18 protein-coding genes are annotated in these 18,713 nt (G+C 44.5%); 9 read left to right on the plus strand and 9 right to left on the minus strand.

Going from position 1 to position 18,713, the window contains the following annotated elements:
- On the minus strand, window positions 1-506 hold a 506-nt coding region (locus PENNN9_RS03990; RefSeq protein ID WP_058368445.1), incomplete at its 3' end, for a DUF697 domain-containing protein.
- 294 nt (window positions 507-800) lie between these two features.
- On the opposite strand from PENNN9_RS03990, the gene recJ reads away from it, so the two are divergent.
- Window positions 801-2,564 carry a single-stranded-DNA-specific exonuclease RecJ gene (recJ, locus tag PENNN9_RS03995; protein WP_058368446.1) on the plus strand — a complete coding sequence of 588 codons (1,764 nt, stop codon included), beginning with the start codon at window positions 801-803 and terminating at the stop codon, window positions 2,562-2,564.
- Between the two features lie 30 nt (window positions 2,565-2,594).
- On the opposite strand, the gene PENNN9_RS04000 is transcribed toward recJ, so the two are convergent.
- The 7 genes from PENNN9_RS04000 to PENNN9_RS04030 all read right to left on the minus strand — a co-directional run bounded on the left by PENNN9_RS04000 (window position 2,595) and on the right by PENNN9_RS04030 (window position 10,064).
- Window positions 2,595-3,260 (minus strand): trimeric intracellular cation channel family protein, encoded by a 666-nt coding sequence (locus tag PENNN9_RS04000; RefSeq protein WP_058368447.1) that lies wholly within the window; start codon window positions 3,258-3,260, stop codon window positions 2,595-2,597.
- Between the two features lie 24 nt (window positions 3,261-3,284).
- Window positions 3,285-3,920: a trimeric intracellular cation channel family protein gene (locus tag PENNN9_RS04005; protein ID WP_058368448.1), complete on the minus strand. Its 636-nt coding sequence runs from the start codon at window positions 3,918-3,920 to the stop codon at window positions 3,285-3,287.
- 101 nt (window positions 3,921-4,021) lie between these two features.
- A complete protein-coding gene (locus PENNN9_RS04010) occupies window positions 4,022-5,122 on the minus strand; it encodes a multidrug resistance efflux transporter family protein (RefSeq protein ID WP_058368449.1) in 1,101 nt (366 codons plus the stop codon).
- 99 nt (window positions 5,123-5,221) lie between these two features.
- Entirely contained in the window at window positions 5,222-5,953 is a 732-nt protein-coding gene (gene queE, locus PENNN9_RS04015) for a 7-carboxy-7-deazaguanine synthase QueE (protein ID WP_058368450.1), read from the minus strand.
- A 328-nt stretch (window positions 5,954-6,281) separates the two neighbouring features.
- Window positions 6,282-7,103: a 2,3,4,5-tetrahydropyridine-2,6-dicarboxylate N-succinyltransferase gene (gene dapD / locus PENNN9_RS04020; RefSeq protein ID WP_058368451.1), complete on the minus strand. Its 822-nt coding sequence runs from the start codon at window positions 7,101-7,103 to the stop codon at window positions 6,282-6,284.
- A 124-nt stretch (window positions 7,104-7,227) separates the two neighbouring features.
- The gene (locus PENNN9_RS04025) at window positions 7,228-8,172 is read right to left on the minus strand and encodes an alpha/beta fold hydrolase (RefSeq protein ID WP_058368452.1); all 945 of its coding nucleotides are present in this window, start codon (window positions 8,170-8,172) and stop codon (window positions 7,228-7,230) included.
- Between the two features lie 113 nt (window positions 8,173-8,285).
- Complete coding sequence (locus PENNN9_RS04030) at window positions 8,286-10,064, minus strand: amidohydrolase (protein ID WP_058368453.1); 1,779 nt, start codon at window positions 10,062-10,064, stop codon at window positions 8,286-8,288.
- 349 nt (window positions 10,065-10,413) lie between these two features.
- On the opposite strand from PENNN9_RS04030, the gene arsS reads away from it, so the two are divergent.
- The 5 genes from arsS to PENNN9_RS04050 all read left to right on the plus strand — a co-directional run bounded on the left by arsS (window position 10,414) and on the right by PENNN9_RS04050 (window position 13,874).
- Entirely contained in the window at window positions 10,414-11,391 is a 978-nt protein-coding gene (gene arsS / locus PENNN9_RS04035; protein WP_058368454.1) for an arsenosugar biosynthesis radical SAM (seleno)protein ArsS, read from the plus strand.
- A 227-nt stretch (window positions 11,392-11,618) separates the two neighbouring features.
- Window positions 11,619-12,440: a DUF547 domain-containing protein gene (locus PENNN9_RS04040; protein WP_058368455.1), complete on the plus strand. Its 822-nt coding sequence runs from the start codon at window positions 11,619-11,621 to the stop codon at window positions 12,438-12,440.
- Between the two features lie 9 nt (window positions 12,441-12,449).
- Window positions 12,450-12,953 carry a TIGR04283 family arsenosugar biosynthesis glycosyltransferase gene (locus PENNN9_RS04045; RefSeq protein ID WP_264752895.1) on the plus strand — a complete coding sequence of 168 codons (504 nt, stop codon included), beginning with the start codon at window positions 12,450-12,452 and terminating at the stop codon, window positions 12,951-12,953.
- The gene (locus PENNN9_RS13275) at window positions 12,931-13,212 is read left to right on the plus strand and encodes a hypothetical protein (protein WP_264752896.1); all 282 of its coding nucleotides are present in this window, start codon (window positions 12,931-12,933) and stop codon (window positions 13,210-13,212) included. Before PENNN9_RS04045 ends, PENNN9_RS13275 begins: the two co-directional genes overlap by 23 nt.
- A gap of 17 nt (window positions 13,213-13,229) precedes the next feature.
- Window positions 13,230-13,874, plus strand: a complete 645-nt coding sequence (locus PENNN9_RS04050) for a TIGR04282 family arsenosugar biosynthesis glycosyltransferase (protein ID WP_058368456.1) — start codon at window positions 13,230-13,232, stop codon at window positions 13,872-13,874.
- 69 nt (window positions 13,875-13,943) lie between these two features.
- Here the strand turns inward: PENNN9_RS04050 and mtnP are convergent, their stop codons facing one another.
- Window positions 13,944-14,876 (minus strand): S-methyl-5'-thioadenosine phosphorylase, encoded by a 933-nt coding sequence (gene mtnP / locus PENNN9_RS04055; protein WP_075102991.1) that lies wholly within the window; start codon window positions 14,874-14,876, stop codon window positions 13,944-13,946.
- A 214-nt stretch (window positions 14,877-15,090) separates the two neighbouring features.
- Between mtnP and PENNN9_RS04060 the strand changes: the two genes are divergently transcribed.
- The 3 genes from PENNN9_RS04060 to PENNN9_RS04070 are packed head-to-tail and all read left to right on the plus strand — an operon-like array spanning window position 15,091 to window position 18,683.
- Window positions 15,091-16,122, plus strand: coding sequence for a TAXI family TRAP transporter solute-binding subunit (locus PENNN9_RS04060; protein ID WP_058368457.1), 1,032 nt, complete (start codon window positions 15,091-15,093; stop codon window positions 16,120-16,122).
- Entirely contained in the window at window positions 16,100-16,627 is a 528-nt protein-coding gene (locus tag PENNN9_RS04065; protein ID WP_058368458.1) for a DUF1850 domain-containing protein, read from the plus strand. Before PENNN9_RS04060 ends, PENNN9_RS04065 begins: the two co-directional genes overlap by 23 nt.
- On the plus strand, window positions 16,599-18,683 hold the full coding sequence (locus tag PENNN9_RS04070) for a TRAP transporter permease (RefSeq protein WP_197409067.1): 2,085 nt from the start codon (window positions 16,599-16,601) through the stop codon (window positions 18,681-18,683). Before PENNN9_RS04065 ends, PENNN9_RS04070 begins: the two co-directional genes overlap by 29 nt.
- The last annotated feature ends 30 nt before the right edge of the window (window positions 18,684-18,713 follow it).

Below are 18,713 nucleotides of genomic sequence, written 5' to 3' on the forward strand. Positions count from 1 at the left end.
TTACCGTGTTGTTTATTCTGAATGTTTTTTGCTAGCTTGTAGCATTCGTTGATATGGTCAGTCGCAATCTTTTTAAAAATCATGTAGCCCATCGTAGCTGCTACCATCTGACCGCCCAGTGGAATGAACTTAGTGACCTGTTTAGCCGCAATACGACCACCAAAGCCTTGTACGGTCTTTTTGACAATACCGCGCGTTGCCATAAGACCTGCAAAATCAACAGTACGATCTTTTAAAGCGCTCCAATGAATTGCCCGTGAATCTAAATCTACCGCTGACTCACGTCCTTCAATCAGACCAAAGCGTTCGCTAATCTCAGGTAACAACTGGGTAAGCATACCAGCATCAACTGCAACATCAAAAAAAGGCACAGGCACGACCGCTACACCAGCAGAATATTTGGCGCGCTTTTTGACTAATTTTTTACATTCTTTTTTGACTTGTTCTAAGTCTAAGTTTGGATCGATAGTATTTGGTAGTTTTTCAGCTGCTGGAGTGGTTTTCATAAAGCTTCCTTATAAAAATGAAAAGTTTAACAGATAACAAATATCTCAGATGGTTACCATTTTATGGATTTATAAGCGGCTTACAATCATTGCTTTGTATCAAAATGCAGAAAAATACAGCCACTATGCACAGTTTTTGTAAAAATATAGATTTTCGAATAAAAAGCTGGTTCAAAAGATATTGCAAGACATGAGCAAATATAGAGAGTATGGATTACTACATTTTATCTATTATGTACTCAGTCGTTATAAATTACCGTTGTGACCCTTTATCAAAGTCAGTAGAATACGGTTATGCTAAATTTAACCCCCCGTAACACCAGCACTCGCATCGACGAGCTGCCCACTGCGTTACAACCCCTTGCTGCTCAATCACTTACGCTTGCTCGCTTGTATGCAGGTCGCGGTATTACTGCGCCTGATGAACTTGAGAATGGGTTGTCTGGTCTATTGCCTGCTGAGCAGCTGCACGGCGTCATTGATGCGGTGCGTTTATTAGATATCGCCATCGATGAGGGTCAGCGTATTCTTATCGTTGGCGACTTTGACTGTGATGGCGCGACCAGTACTGCGCTGATGATGCGTGCGCTTACCAAGATGGGCGCGGTCGTTGATTTCTTGGTACCTGATCGCTTCAAATATGGTTATGGTCTGACACCTGAGATTGTCGAGCTGGGGATTGAGACTTATCAGCCCGATATGATAGTTACTGTTGACAATGGCATATCAAGTCATGAAGGTGTTGCCCGTGCACAGGCTGATGGCATCACTGTGATCATCACCGACCATCACCTGACGACCAAAGCAACCCCACCAGCTGAAGCGGTGGTCAATCCCAATCAGCTCGATTGTGATTTTGGCAGCAAAGCATTGGTAGGGGTCGGCGTGGCGTTTTATGTACTTGGACGACTTGCAAAACTGCGCCGTACAGCTGGTAAGTCCACTGTACAAGTCAGTCAATATTTAGACTTGGTGGCGCTTGGTACGATTGCAGACGTTGGCGTGCTCGATAAAAACAATCGTATCTTAGTGCATCATGGGCTAAATGCCATTCGTCAAGGGCGCTGCTGTATGGGTATCTTAGCCCTGCTTGAGCAAGCGGGTCGTGACCCTAAACAATTACATGCACAAGACTTCGGTTTTGTTTTAGGTCCGCGTATTAATGCTGCGGGGCGTATGGACAATATGCGCATCGGTATCGAATGCTTATTAACAGAAGACTGGGGTACTGCACAGCGCCTAGCGCAAGAGCTTGAACAGCTAAATCGTACGCGTCGTCAGGTAGAAGGCGAGATGCGCGCGCAGGCAGATAATATCGTAAAGACGCTAGCGGACACGGCTAGTAGCACTGGCAATCGTAGCATTATTTTATATCAGGATGATTGGCATCAAGGCGTCATCGGTATCGTCGCCGGACGTTTAAAAGAAAGTCATTATTTGCCCAGTATCGTCTTTGCACCAGCGGATACAGAGCGTACTGGAGATGATGATGCCATCAAAGGCTCAGCGCGATCTATTGCTGGCGTGCATATCCGTGATGCGATTGAGCAAGTAGCCGAGCGCTATCCTGATTTAATCAGTCATTTTGGTGGTCATGCGATGGCAGCAGGTTTGACTATTAAACGTAGCAACTTTGAGGCGTTTTTGACAGCGTTCAATGAAGTCATGGCAGAGATGGATGACGAAGTATTCGCCGAGCAAAAATTCACCGATGGGTCACTGCAAGCAGGTGATTTTAGCTTATGGTTCGCAGAGCATTTAGCCAATGCCAGTATTTGGGGTCATGGCTTTGCACCGCCGATATTTGATGGGGTGTTTGAGGTGTTAAGCTTCAAAATCTTAAAAGACAAGCACCTTAAACTGTCGTTGCGCTATCCTGAAGTGCAATATCCGATTGAGGCGATTTATTTTAACTTTGATAGCAGCGCTTGGGACTATCGCGCCGAAAAAGTGCATTTGTTATTTCAGCTAGATATTAATGAATGGAATGGCAAACAAAGCTTGCAGCTTATGGTGAGAGATTTAGCGCTTGTAAAAGAGACGGTAGAAGCAGGCTAGGGTATTGAACAAGCTTGTCATTGCATACCTTTAATACTTCCATTCGAGGGTCGGAAACTGCCAGTCATAGCGAATGGCAAGCATCCTCAGGGTAAAGATAGTTGTCATAGCAGAGATATCAGCAACCCAATCAGCCACGCCTAGATTCTGCAACGCAAAGTAGAGAATACCGCCCGTTAAGGCGGCGGTAATATAAATCTCTTGCTGAAGTACTAACGGAATCTCATTACAGATCATATCGCGAATGATACCGCCGACAATGATTGTGATGACGCCCAGTAACAACGCCACGGGGACATTGGTTCCCATACTATCGGCAACCTTGATACCGATTAAAGTAAACGCTGATAAACCAATCGTATCAGAGAGTTTTAAAAACTTATCGACCCGTTTTGAATTGGGATGGAAAAATATCTGCATCGCTAATGAAGAGATAGTGATAACCGTAAGGTAACTCATGTCCACCATCCAAAATAACGGATGACGATCCAAAATCACATCACGTACCGTACCACCGCCAATTGCCGTCACTATCGATACCAGTAAACAGCCAAATACATCGAAGTTTTTATGTTTGGCCAGTATCGTACCAGAAATACTACAAGCAATAATGCCGATCATATCAAACAGATATATCAAAGAGCGTGGGTCAAAAGTGGTAATCAGTTCCGTAGGGTCCAATGCTATCGTTAACATGAGAAAATCTCACTAAAATTCATTCTAATCAACCAAACGAATAGAAGGCAGATGCCAATCAAAGCGCAGCGCTAGCATCCGTACTGCAAAGATAACACCAAGCATGATAAATTCATTGAGTCCTGCATCTACACCTAGGCGCTCAAGTAGTAAATAAGTCACTGATCCGGCGATACTGGCAGAGATATAAATCTCACGCTGTAATACCAGCGGTATCTCATTACAAATAATATCACGTAGCATACCGCCAATAATCGCTGTCCAAACACCCATCATAATGGCAATCATCGGAGACACGTCTTGGTTTAATGCAACCTTAAAACCAATGACGCTAAATGCGGCCAAACCAATAGCATCGAAGAGTTTGAGCGCATTATCGATCTTGTGATACAAATGAAAGAAGATTTGTAGAATTAAAGAGGTCGCAGTAATGACTATGACATAATTGAGGTCAGTCATCCAGAATAGAGGATGACGATCTAACGCTATATCACGTAGCGTGCCACCGCCAATCGCATTGACCATCGATACCAAGATACAGCCAGCAATATCAAAGCCCTTATGCTGAGCCAGCAACGTACCAGCGACAGCACAAGCAATCACGCCAACCATATCAAGTAAATATAATAAAATATCTGGAAAAATCAAATCATTGGTCATGGTTATATTACCAAATCATAAACATTAAAATGGTTGGATGTTTTTTGAGCTGTTGTTTTATATATGATTTGAACGAAATCCGCCTCATATTAGATCGTCGTTTAGCCATCTTTAGCAAACAGTATCAAACCTACGATAATCAGCACAATACCAAATAAGCCCATGGCTGATGGCAGTGGATTGCCTAGCAAGATCATACCACCGATCAGAGCAAAAATAATCTCACTGGCTTGGGTTGAGTCAACGCCCGCCACCTCACTTGACGTGACTGCTTGTTCGCGCGCATACAAAAAAAGACTGGTCGCCGCTACGCCTGATAATAGCGCAACCAGTAGGGTATTAAACACCTGCGCGCCACCCGGTAACTCAGGACGCACTATAATGCCTAATACCAACCAAAATGGCAAACTACCCACAGTCATTAACCATACTTTATTAAATGCATTCTGTAACAGGTCTGTCTCGATAATAGGAATAGATCCGATCAAGGTTTGTAGCTTAGAAGTTTTTGTAGGGTTATGACTGATGCTATGCTCACTAGAACCATCATGAGCACTGGCCAATAGCGCAGTCTCAGCACGCATAGGTTGTGATGGCTGCAGGCTAGCTTGAGTCTTGGTCTTGTGTTGCTTAGCATTATAAGAAGCCTGCCAGACCAACTGATTGCCAATGGGGTAGCTAAACGCGGCAATTAATGCTGGGAGCGCACCGTACAGCAGCATTTGTGTCAACGGGAAGGTAGTGGCATCACTGGGGGCATGTAGACCTTCGCTGATATTAACCAACACCACGCCTGCAAATACCACCAGCGCATAGACGACAAATTTTTTATCAAAGCGCTGACCGAATGCCAGTAACACCAACAGGCTAGATACCACCGTAAACATAAAGGTTGCGGCCACTACCCAACCACTGGCATGGTCACCTGCATAACAGATGCCTGTATAAAACACACCAAAGCCAATACTGCCAGTAATACACCAAAATACCCAATGCTGTCGAAAAACTGACCACAGCGCGCTGATGCGTCCCATGCCGTGCTGAATCGCAATCATTACTGTTAGCAATAGCAGCATAAATACATAGCGCAGACTTGCTGACCAAAACCAATGTCCACCAGCTGCACTCATCAGCTCATTTAAAATAAACGTCGAGCTAAAAAATGCCCCAGCCAGTAGGCCTAACAAAATCAATCTGACCATCCCTGTGTCCTTACAGTTGGCTGTTATATACTTTTAAGTGTGAAAGTTGATTACTACGGTCTTACTAAGACAAATCGGTTAACAGGCTTTAATTATAAGTTATTTACCTTTGGCATCCGCCCAAATGATCTTATGTAACTGCAATTGAAAGCGCACAGGTAATGCATCAGCGAGCATCCATTCTGCCAACTCGCGAGCAAGTACTGGTACATCAGGGCTAAACGCTTCGTCAATATCATCTGCTACATTAAACATGGGTGAAAACCAAACGGTACCAACCAATTTATCAAGCTGATGCTCAAACAGTTTTGCCTTCGCCCAATCGTAATCGGTGCGGTTCATAATGACAAATTTAATCTGATCATGCTCGGTTAAATGGTCAAGATTTGACCATAGGTTTTTATCAACTTCACCTGAGCTTGGCGTTTTAAGATCCATGACTTTGCTGACCGCTAGCGGTACGTTTTCTACCGTGAGCGCACCTGCTGTTTCAAGAGAGATTTCATAGTCGTCAGCTAATAAGCGTTTAATCAGCTCAATGGCATTCGGCTGTGCTAAAGGCTCGCCACCAGTGAGGCAAATGCGTTTGCAAGGATAACTTTTAATCGTGGTTATAATGGTATCAAGCGTTTGACGCTCACCGCCACTAAAAGCATATTCAGTGTCACAATAGACGCAGCGTAGCGGACAGCCGGTCAGGCGTACAAATATCGTCGGCAAGCCTGAGGTGACGGCTTCACCTTGCAGAGAATAAAAGATTTCAGTCAAACGCAGGCCCGCGGTCGGGTCTGTGACGGGAATATAGGTGTTTCTTAGAGAAGGCTCATTCATAGTATTTACAAACAGAATAAGGTGTCGATACCGTGGCTAAGTGTCTTAAATACACAAACTAAAAATAAGAAACAGGCTAAATCAAAAAGGCTGTTACCGCATGGTTATCAGACAATATAAAAATAAGACACACAATAGCTGGCAAGCTTAAGGACTTGACAAGAGATGTGTATAATTTAGGTATTGCTTATTAGATAGGACAATCAATGCAATGTCGAATTATAACGTAAGATAGCTTATTAAGCTGCAAAAAAAGATGCTGAAGCTTATCTCCAGCATCTCAATGTTCGTTTTAGCTATATACGATTATAAGCTCTTATAAAAGCGCTTATGCTAAGCGTAACAGCTCGTTCACTGAAGTTTTAGCACGCGTTTGTGCATCCACTTTTTTGACAATAATAGCAGCATATAAGCTATGTGTGCCATCTTCTGATGGCAGGCTGCCTGGTACGACAACTGAGCCTGCTGGTACGCGGCCACGATGAATCTCACCTGTTTCGCGGTCATAAATACGCGTAGACTGACCGATATAAACACCCATAGAGATGACTGCGCCTTCTTCGACGATGACGCCTTCAACGATCTCAGAGCGCGCACCGATGAAGCAATTGTCTTCAATGATAGTAGGGTTGGCTTGTAGTGGCTCTAGTACGCCGCCGATACCCACGCCACCTGATAGATGCACGTTTTTACCGATTTGGGCACACGAGCCAACCGTCGCCCATGTATCTACCATCGCACCTTGATCGACATAAGCACCAATATTAACGTACGATGGCATTAATACTGCACCTGCTGCGATGTAAGAGCCTTTACGAGCAACCGCTGGTGGTACAACACGTACGCCAGCTTCTTTAAATTGCGCTTCGGTCCAGTCAGCAAACTTAGTCGGTACTTTGTCATAGAACTGCACATGCTCGCCTGCCGGCATCGCGTAGTTGTCGTTTAGACGGAACGATAGTAAGACTGCTTTTTTGGCCCATTGATTGACGATCCATTCACCATCCTTTTTTTCAGCGACGCGTAGGCTACCGTTATCAAGTTGCTCTAGCACTTGCTCGATGGCGGTGCGTACGTCTTGTGGCATTGTACTTGGGCTGTATTCGTTACGATTTTCAAAGGCTTGTTCGATGGTTTGTTGTAGAGACATAAAGGGTTCCTAAAATTAGTAAAAGGGAAATCTTGTCAGAAATAAGGACGTTAACTTAGACAAAAAACATACTTGCCGTATTGTCGCTAATTTAGCGGGTTTTAGCAAACCAAGTCAGCATCCATTACGCACTTAAATGCCGTATCCAGTTTAAAATATCATGATAGACCACACTATGATCTTGCTCATGTAACGGCTCATGACGCATGTTGGGGTATAAACGAGCATCGGTATTGCTAAAGCCTTGCTTCTGTAAATTTTTGGTGATGTTGCGAATACCTCGCCCCATATTACCAATGGGGTCGTTCTCACCACTGACAAATAACATCGGAAAGCGCTTATTGATGGTAGACGCCCAGCGTTTGTGTAGTCCAGCTTTCATCAATGTGAATAGGGTCATAAAGCCATTGTTGGTGAAATCAAAGCCAGTTAGTGGATCAGCTTCATATGCTGCGATGTTATCGGTATTTTCACTTAACCAAGCAAAGGAAGAAGGAGAGAGGCGTTCATTAAGCTTAGCATTAAGCACCTTATTCATGATTTCAGCAAATACAGTGTTTGGTTTTTTGGGGGCTGTTTTGGCAAGAATAGCATTTAACGGGAGCAGTACTTTTACTAATGGGTTAGCATCAGCAGTCCCCATAAGAATGGCACCCGTAAAGTCTTGCGCATGGTGCTTGAGCACGACACGCACAATAAATGAGCCCATAGAATGACCCATAATAAAATGCGGTACGTCAGGGTGGCGATCTTTTAACGTATTCGCCATAACGATGACATCTTTTAATAACGACTGTGCTGGATGCTCATTACCAAAAAACCCTAACTCATCTGATGATTTAATCGTGCGTCCATGACCGAGCTGATCATAAGTAGCGACCGCGATACCATGATCGGCTAAAAACTGTGCAAAATCGCTATAGCGACCGCTATGCTCTGCCATGCCGTGTACGATGAGCAAGGTCGCCTTGACATCGCTGTCTTTTGGCTCAAAAAATGTATGATGCAAATAGTGAATATTATCGGAAGATAAAATATGCTCATTACTGCTATCAGTGTTGCTACTCATAAAAAGTTCCTGTAAGTCGGTCAAATGCTGGGCGCGTTATTTTGTAATACAGATTGTACACAGCGCGATATAAGTTGTCTTATCTTTTAGGTTGGTGATATGGCTGTTATCCGCTATTGTACTGGACGCTGATAAATAGTGTTGCCTTCTTTGATGGTTTTTACCACATGAATATTGCGAATCTCATTTGCCGGAACTGTCAAAGGGTTACCGTCTAAAATTACCAAATCCGCGAATTTACCAAGGGCTAGTGTGCCTTTGGTGTCTTCTTCAAAATACTGATACGCTGCATTACTGGTGATGGCTTTTAGAGCTTGATAGGGCGTGACACGTTCATCAGCACCGATGATTTTGCCTGTGCGTGAGGTGCGATTGACCGCTGTCCAAACAGAAAACAGCGGGTCGACTGGCGTGACAGTGTCGTCAGAGTGATTGGTATAAGGGATGCCCATTTTATCGACTGTGGCAAGAGGACTTAGAGAGTTGGCAAGTTTTTCGCCCAAGTTTTTAATGTGGACATCGCCCCAAAAGTAAGCGTGGTTGGTAAAAAATGACGGCACCATATTGTACTTTTTAAACGCCGCTAGCTGGTCTGGCCGCGCAAACTGCGTATGAATCGGCACGATACGGCGGTCTTTATCAGCGGCTTGCCCCGTTTGTTTGACCGCATACTCGTGCGCTTTGAGGATCATATCAGTAGCCGCGTCGCCATTATTATGAATAAATAACTGATTGTCATTTTTATAGGCTTTGACAAACATCTCATTCATCTTCTCTTGGCTGATACTAGGCAAGCCGCGGCAGTCGCTCTTGCAGTCTGGTACAGGCGTCAGATAAGGCTGAGTAAAATAAGCGGTCTTGCCTTGCGGGGAGCCGTCGGCGATGATTTTGGTGCCTTGCACCTTAAAGCCGTCTTGATAGGTTTGCCATTTAAAGTCTTTATCGGCCAAGTTTTCGTCCAAATCACTAACCCCTGCCAAGGAGACCAAGTCGATTTTAAGCTTGCCGTCATCGGCTTGTTTTTGAAAAAACTGAATAGCATCGCGGGTAGTAGAGCCGTCTTGCGCCGTGGTCACGCCGTACTTGGCGTAGTAGTCTTGGGTTTGATCAAAAAACTGCGCTTGCTTGGGCTCAAGCGTCTTGAGCAATTGATACATAAGCGGATACATCGCCGTCTCTTGTAGCAGACCATTTGGCTCGTTTGAGCCATCGATCCGCGCGATATTGCCACCTTCAGGTGATTGGCTATCGGCAGTGATGTCCATAGCAGCCAGCGCACTGGAGTTGGCAACGCCCATATGACCGCTGGTATGCTGCAAATACACCGGATTGTTTGGCAAAACGCTATCAATCTCTTCTTTGGTCGGATGGCGATCCTCGGCAAGCTGCGTCTCATCATAGCCCCAGCCAAATATCCACTCGCCATCAGCAATGTTATTGTCTTTTTTATAAGCCTTCAACGCTTGCAGCATTTTGTCGATACTGTCGATCTTGCCGATCGGTGGTGCGCTTAGATCCACTTGTCCCATAGTGTTGGACACCAAGCCAAAATGGCTGTGTGGATCGATAAATCCTGGCAATAGCGTCTGATGCTGCAAATCGACGGTCGCGGCGTTTTTATAATTGTTTTGCGCTTCTTTTAAGCTGCCAACATAAGCAATCTTACCGTTTTGGGTGACCAATACTTGCGCCAGTTGCGGCTTGTCGCCCTCCATCGTAATGATATTGCCGTTGTAATAAATGGTTGCTTCATTAGTCGCTGCTTGTGCGGCAGGCTGGGTCGCCGCTGAATTACTGCTTGAATTGACTGCTGCTGGGGTGGCTGCACAGCCAATCATACCTATCAGTCCAATACTAAGTAAGGCCGGTCTTATAAATAGATGTGTGCTCATTGTTTTTTCCTATGAATGATAAACGTACCGTGCGATTTGCCAAAAGATGCCGATAGAACCAATCTAACTATAATGCCAAATGCGGTCAATAACCTTTGGCGATTTGTTGTTTTTCTATCCTTTGGGAGCCTGTAGCGCCTAAAGTACGCATTAGTGCTGATATGGAATAACCAGCTAAATGTTTAATATTAATGATAATACTTAAGAAAAAATAAGGTATGATTTATGAGGTCTTCTTTATTTTGCTTGCTGGGTGATAAGCATATGATGTGGACAATGCACGCGCCTGCATCAAGGCGAAATCAGAGTTTTGATCACAAAAAGCCACCTTATTGGATGCCATATCGTTATGAAATCTACCATTGAGCTGCTTGAAGCCACAGATTTTCCTGCTATCAAACGGCGTAAGCTTACGACCCTACAAGTCAATATGGGCTATTTGTGCAATATGTCGTGTGTGCACTGTCATGTGGCCGCCAGTCCGTACCGTACCGAGATGATGTCACGTGAGTTGGTTGAGCTGATCATCGAGGTACTACACGCGCAAGATATCGATACCCTCGATCTTACGGGCGGCGCGCCTGAGATGCACGAGGATTTTAAATACTTGGTAAAAGAAGCTCGTAAGCTTGGCGTTAAAGTTATAGATCGCTGTAATTTGACGATCTTGATGGAAGCGGGCTATGAGGATATGGCGCAGTTTTTGGCAGATAACGAGGTCGAAGTGGTCGCCTCACTGCCGTGTTATTCGCTTGAAAACGTCGATAGACAGCGCGGCAAAGGCGCGTTTGACGACAGTATTTTAGGTCTGCATAAGCTTAACGATCTGGGTTATGGACGCGCAGATTCAGACCTAGTACTAAACTTGGTCTATAACCCGCAGGGTGCGACCCTACCGCCCAATCAGCAGATGCTAGAGGCGGACTATAAACGCGAGCTCAAAGAACACTTCGATATTGAGTTTAATCAGCTATTTGCTCTGACTAACATGCCCATTCAGCGCTTTGGGGCAATCCTGCTTGCCAAAAACGAGTTTTATCCTTATATGACGTTGCTCAAAGACAACTACGATGCGCACAATCTTAAAGAGGTCATGTGCCGCTCGACCATTAGTGTTAATTGGCTGGGTGAGTTGTTTGATTGTGATTTTAATCAGCAGCTACAGATGCCAGTACCGAACAAGGCGCGCAGGCATCTACGCGATCTGCTCACGCAAAATCCTGAGGGCGATGATATCGCTATCGCTGACCATTGCTATGGCTGCACGGCAGGACAGGGCAGTAGCTGCGGTGGCGCTTTAGAAGAAGAAAAATCAAAGATGGTTTAGCGCTTCTAGGTACTGTTTTAAAAGTACTGCTTTAAAACTAATATCACTATAGTCGAATCCAAATAAATCAGATACGTAGCTATCAAGTCGCTCAATGAAACGTTGTTTTTCTTGCGTGCTGTGCCTACGCAGACAGTTGCTGTGAAAAACAAATTTTCATCTCACTGTATCGTTTTTATATTGAATTAACTATATCAGCTGTTTTTAATACCAACGGAGCTTTCCTTATGCTTATTAACAAAACACACTTATCTATTCCATCGACGACCAAAGCACTTATTGCCGCTAGCCTGATGCTCTCAAGCGCCGCCTATGCTGATTTTAATCATAGCGCTTGGGATAGCTTATTAAGTAAAAACGTAACAATGACCAATGGCGGCAAAGCATCGAGCGTTAACTACGCAGGCATGAAAGCCGACCAAAGCAAGCTTGATGGCTATTTGGCAGCAACGGGTGAGATCAGTCAATCCAAATTTAATCGCTGGAGCAAAGATGAGCAGTTGGCGTTTTTGATCAATGTCTATAATGCGGGCACCTTAGAGTTGGTGCTAACGAAATATCCTAATCTAAAATCTATCAAAGATATTGGCGGTATATTTGGCTCGCCTTGGAAACAAGACTTTGTCAACGTACTGGGTAAAAAGCGGTCGCTCGATGATATTGAACACAACCTCATTCGCGGCTCTGGGCGTTATAACGAACCGCGTATACATTTTGCGGTGAATTGTGCGAGCATTGGTTGTCCTGCATTATTAAACGACGCCTATACGGGCAGCAAACTCGATGAACAATTAGAGCAAGTCACCAGTAAATTCTTAGCCGATAGCAGTCGTAACCGTCTCAAGGGCAGCACGCTTGAGGTCTCACCAATATTTAAGTGGTATAAAGAGGACTTTGAATCGAACTGGCGTGGCACCAAAGATTTAGAGGGTTTTTTAGCGCGTTATAGCTCGTCACTAGGACTTAATAAATCACAAACCGCTGATTTAAAAGCGGGTAAAACTAAGATCGACTATACTAGCTATAATTGGAATCTAAATAATAAGTAGCCAGATAGCATGCCCACGATTTCTATCATCATTCCTATACTGAACGAGGCAGATAACCTGTCTCGTTTGTTTGCGCACCTCACTGGACTAACCCCACCTCCGCAGCAAGTGATATTGGTCGATGGCGGTTCGATAGACGGCTCTTTTGCATTGGCTCAATATCTTATTAAAGATTTAAGAGTGGTTCAGCAGTCAGCTATCGATTGGCAAGTGCTAGCATCTAGTGCTGGTCGTGCACTGCAAATGAATAGGGGTGCCACACTAGCTACTGGTGATGTGCTGTTATTTTTGCATGCAGATACGCAGTTACCAAACCATGCGATGACCGAGATAATGTCGGTCGTTATAAGAGCCGAATGGGGACGTTTTGACGTACGTCTAGATAGCTCTGAGTGTATGCTAAAGCTAGTCAGTAAAATGATTAACTGGCGTTCGCGGTTGACTGGTATTGCCACAGGTGACCAAGCTATTTTTGTCAAACGAGATTGGTTTGAGCAAATTGGGGGCAGGTGACCAAGCTATTTTTGTCAAACGAGATTGGTTTGAGCAAATTGGGGGCTATCCCAATCAAGCGTTGATGGAAGATGTTGAGATTAGTAAACGTCTAAAAACCATTGGCAAACCTGCTTGTCTAACCAGTCAAGTCATCACCTCAGCACGGCGCTGGCAGCAGCACGGCACTTGGCGCACGATACTGCTGATGTGGCAGCTACGCTTTGATTATTGGCGCGGCGTATCTGCTGATAATATTTGGCAGCGGTATTACCGATAAAAGAATAAACCCTTATCATGAATCAAAATTCATCAACTTGTATCATTATCTTTGCCAAATTCCCTGCTGAGGGCAAGGCAAAAACGCGCTTGCAACCTGCGCTTGGGATGGCAGGCGCGGCTCGTATAGCGCGTAAACTGCTTTTGCATAGTACCCGTCAGGCGCTAGCGACAGGGTTTACGGTTGAGCTATGTGTCAGTCCTGCGCCAAGCGATCCATGCTGGCAGACGCTAAATCTGCCTAAGTCATTGCACTGGTCAGCACAAGTCGATGGCGAGTTAGGGTTACGTATGTTAATTGCCAGTCAGCAAGCTTCAAGTAAATTTGAACAGGTTTTATTAATTGGTACTGATTGTCCTAGTCTGACCGAAACACGCATTCAAGATGCCGCGCAGCAATTAGAGTATTCGGATACGGTCATGATTCCAGCCTCAGATGGCGGCTATGTGCTCTTAGGATTTAAGCAAATTCGAGCTAATTTATTCTCGGATATCGAGTGGAGTACTGCCAGCGTAGCAGCAGTGACTCGACAACGTATTAAAGCATTAGATTGGACGTTGGCATTATTAGAGCCATTACACGATATTGATGAGCCTGATGATTTGCAGCATTTGCCTATAGGCTGGCTTGATGAATATCAGCTGAATAACTCTGAGTTTTAGACGATTTAAAAATGCTAAAGCCATCAGATACTTGATGGCTTTTTTATTATTTAAAATTTAAGGTTCCTGTCAAGGCAATAATGCACCGAGCTTAGTCTTAGTTTTATCACTCATCGCGTCTACTGGCGTGACTAATGCTTGCTCTAGAGCTATATGAGCGATAGATTCGGGCTGCTCATTAGCAAGTAGAGCAACTGCTTGCTCAATCACTTGTTGCGCGTTATCTGCATTTTTCATTAAGTTTTGAATGGCATAATCGGCACTAACGGCTTCCTCAGTAGGATGCCAGCTATCAAAGTCGGTCACTAGCGCAAGCGTGGCATAGGCGATACTCGCTTCACGTGCCAGCTTCGCTTCTGGCATATTGGTCATGCCGATGATGTCCGCTTGCATCTGTCGATACCAGTGTGATTCTGCGCGAGTAGAAAACTGGGGCCCTTCAATACATACATAGGTCACTTTAGAGTGGCACTGTCCATCGGCAATATTTGCTTTTTCATAAGCTTGTATCAAGATATCTGCCACTTCAGAGCACAAAGGGTCAGCCATTGACACATGGGCGACCGCACCATCACCAAAAAACGTACCAACACGCTGCTTAGTCATATCAATCATTTGATCAGGGATGACCATATCTAGAGGTTTCAGTGTTTCTTGCAATGAGCCGACCGCTGATACTGAGATGATATAGCGCACGCCTAAGGTTTTTAAGGCATAGATATTGGCACGATAAGGCACCTCAGATGGGATTAATCTGTGCCCTTTACCATGTCGCGTTAAGAATGCGACCGTTACGCCATCAAGTTCACCGAGTACAATATCATCGGATGGATCACCATAAGGTGTCTCAACTTTCACGCTGCGCTTATTGGTTAGAGCCTGCATTTGATATAGACCACTACCGCCGATAATAGCGATATCAGCTGAATCCTGAATAGTTGTGGAAGTGCTATTGTTTAAAGGCTTTTCATTTGCGATTTGTCTATCTCTTACTGTGCTCATCGTCATTGGTTTCCATGTCATTATAATTGTCGTCAGCATAGGTTATATTTTTTCAAAAAATAAATCACTATTAATGAGCAGCTTATAGGTATAACACGAAAAAGTCGTTAGATAATATTTGTATTTGAAGTGAGTTGCGGTATGCTTACAAGGTTATGAAGTAATTAGATCAACTGATAACCAAAAACAGTCTTAACCATCAAGGAAGAAACCAATGAAACTGACCAGTAAAACGTCTCTAATCATAGCAATGATTGCGTCTAGTTTGGCATTCACTGCATGCTCAAATACAGAAAATGAAACGGCGAGCGTTGATGATTCAGCGGTCACTGGCGATTCAGAAACGACTGCTCCAGCTGCTGATGATAAGCTTGAGACTAAGTTTGTCACTATAGCGACAGGGGGCGCATCAGGCCCTTATAATATTATTGGGACGGCATTGTCTGAGGTTTATGCCAAAACTTTTGGGGTTAACTCAAAGACGCAGACCACAGGCGCCTCAGTTGAAAACGTTAATCTATTAACCCAAGGTAAGGTCGATATGGTATTGGCGCTTAGTGATGTCGTTACTGATGCGGTCGAAGGTAAAAATAACTTTGATCAGCCAGTAGCCAACATTCAGCAGATTGCTGTGTTATATCCTAACGTAGTTCAAATCGTCGCTTCACAGAAATCTGGCATCAAAAATATCGAAGATTTGCGTGGTAAGCGCATTGCGGTAGGTGATCAAGGTTCTGGAACTGAAGTTAATGCTCGGACGTTATTAGAAGGATTTGGCATTACTTATGATGATGTCGAAGTAGATTACCTAGGCTTTGCTGAAGCAGCAGATGGCATGAAAGCGGGTAAAATTGAAGCGGCATTCTTTAGTAGTGGTCTACCAAATTCGTCATTGATGGAGTTAGAGCAAGGCTTAGACTTGCAGCTGATAACCATCAATCAAGACAAGCTTAATGAAATCATCGCGACCAAACCTTATTTTAAAACTTTCGAGATTCCTGCAGGCACTTATGGCAACGATACAGCCATTCCAACTGCAGCGATTATGAATGCCTTATTAGTACGTTCGGATTTATCTGAAGATGATGGCTATAAGCTCACCAAAGCTTTGTTTGAAAACTTAGACGGCCTAAAAACAGCGCACCAAGCGGCTAATGACATCAGCTTGGAGTCTGCCAGTACTGGCATGGTAGCCCCAATCCATCCTGGCGCTAAAAAGTACTATGACGAGCAAGCAGCCAAATAAACGTTTATGGCTATTAACTAGCGCGGCACTGGTTGTTGCGCTAGTTTTTTTTGTGCTATGGGCAAGCTTATCACGTCAGTCCGTTATCGAAGTGCAAGTCGATGGCACCACCTGCTATTTTACTAAGCCCAACTTTGAGCTGCGCTGGATACATTCTGTAGAAAAGCAGTGGTGGGAGGAGCAGTATCAGCGTACAGACGATGGTCTGCTATTGACCACCACTTATTTTGAAGCGTTTGGTGCAGGTACGCCGTCGACTGAAGCGCTGGCACCCATACAAAAACCTGGCTATTTGGGTTATCAAATCAACGAAAAACTGCCTAGTCTTAATTGGGTAGTATCTAGATTGACCAAGGGTGAGCTAAATTATGCCGACCATCGGCTTTTGATTCATGAGTGGGCGCCAGATTATTCTGAAGTAACGATTACGCCCAAGGCGTATCATTTAATTGATAGATTAAAGAAGGATTTTTGTCATGAGCTCTCAAGTGACGAATCACGATAATGTGACAACGATGTCAGCCAATCATGCTGATCTGCCCATCCATTCCAATACTGATGCTGATACCAATGTAGATGCCGAACTCGAAGTTCAAGCTCATAATCAAGCCATATTAGAAAAGTATGATCGAGAGTCAATCACCCGTCATATCACTCAAGGTCCAGTTAAGTATTTTATCGCTGGGATTTGCATTTTATATTCTATCTTTCACTTGTATATAACCTTCAATCCAATGCCAGCGCTGCTGCAGCGCTCTGTACACGTCGGCGTTGGCTTTGCCCTGATATTTCTTATCTTTCCTGCGAGTAAAAAAAGTAGCCGTAAGCGCGTCGCCTGGTATGACTGGATTTGGTTTGTTTTGTCCTTATCAGGGATGGCTTATCTGATATACGAGTACCAAGACATCGTGACCTCGCGCGGCGGTATGGCCAATCCGGTCGATGTGATATTTTCTATTATCACTGTCATCTGTGTGTTAGAGGGCAGTCGCCGTATCACCGGTTGGATATTGCCTATATTAGCGTCGATATTTTTGGCTTATCCATTTGTCAGTCACTTAGATTTTATGCCTGATCGATTGCTCACGCGCCCTTATGATATGGGCGATATCTTTGGTCAGTTGTTTTTAAAGACTGAAGGTCTATATTCTGTGGCGATTGGCGCGTCGGTGACGTTTATTTTCTTGTTTATTTTATTTGGGGCGTTTTTAGCGCGCTCAGGTATGGGTCAGCTGTTTAATGATTTGGCACTCGCATTGGCTGGTGATAAAAAAGGCGGGCCTGCCAAGGTTGCGGTCATCTCAAGTGGCTTTATGGGTAGTATCAACGGCTCAGCGTTATCGAACGTTGTCAGCACCGGAGCGTTTACTATCCCTCTAATGAAAAAGGTCGGTTATCATAAAGACTTTGCAGGGGCAGTAGAAGCCAGCGCGTCAGTTGGCGGGCAGATATTGCCACCTATTATGGGTGCCAGTGCTTTCATTATGGCAGAGACGACAGGGTTGCCCTATAGCACGATTGCTTTGGCTGCATTATTGCCAGCGGTGCTCTACTATCTAGGTGTCATCGCTCAAGTACATTTTCGAGCTGGACGCCGCGACCTAAAAGGTATCGCCAAAGAAAACTTACCAGCCGTCAAAGAAGTGCTAAAAGCACGCGGCCATATGCTACTACCGATTGTATTTTTGATTTACTTATTGATTGAAAACGTACCCGTCGGCTATGCAGCGGCCTATACCATTGGCTTCACAGTTGCCATTAGTATGTTACGCAAAGAGACCAGAATGGGATTCTCTGATATTTTAGGCGCACTAGAAGATGGTGCGCGCCAGTCGCTAGCAGTGATGGCTGCTTGTGCGGTCGTCGGGGTGATTATTGGTGTGGTCAGCTTGACCAGCTTTGGGACGGTGATGACCTCATCCATCGTGACATTAGGAGCAGGGTCATTATTCTTAACCCTTATTTTGACGATGCTAGCATCGATGGTATTGGGAATGGGCTTACCGTCTATTCCTGCGTATATCATTACCGCAACGATGGCAGCGCCCGCGTTAGCAGGTTTTGATATTCCGATTTTATCAGCCCATATGTTCGTATTCTATTTCGGTATTTTTGCCAATATTACACCGCCTGTGTGTCTGGCAGCCTTTGCTGGCGCTGGCATATCTGGTGGTGATCCAATGAAGACAGGCTTCTTATCGTTAAAGTTAGCATTAGCCGGATTCATCGTGCCGTTTATGTTCATCTATAGTCCGACGATGTTGATGATAGACCCTACCGGTCTAGCGGTCACAGCAAAAGACTTTCCGCTACCGCCTATCCTTGATATAGTAACTGTTGTGTTGACTTCGGTCACAGGGGTTATTGCCTTAGGAGCCGCGTTAGAAGGGTATTTTAAAGGCGCTATGAGTCCACTCACGCGTGGCATATTGGCCATTGGTGCGTTACTACTGATTTATCCTGAACTGACGACGGGAATGGTAGGCGGCGTGATCGTGCTGATTATTGCTATATATAATATCAAAACAGCTGATAAGCCAACGCCAACTCTAACCGTTTAAAGCGTTAGGTTTGAATGTTTTAGAGATGTA

Source organism: Psychrobacter sp. ENNN9_III (assembly GCF_001462175.1).
Taxonomy (GTDB): domain Bacteria; phylum Pseudomonadota; class Gammaproteobacteria; order Pseudomonadales; family Moraxellaceae; genus Psychrobacter.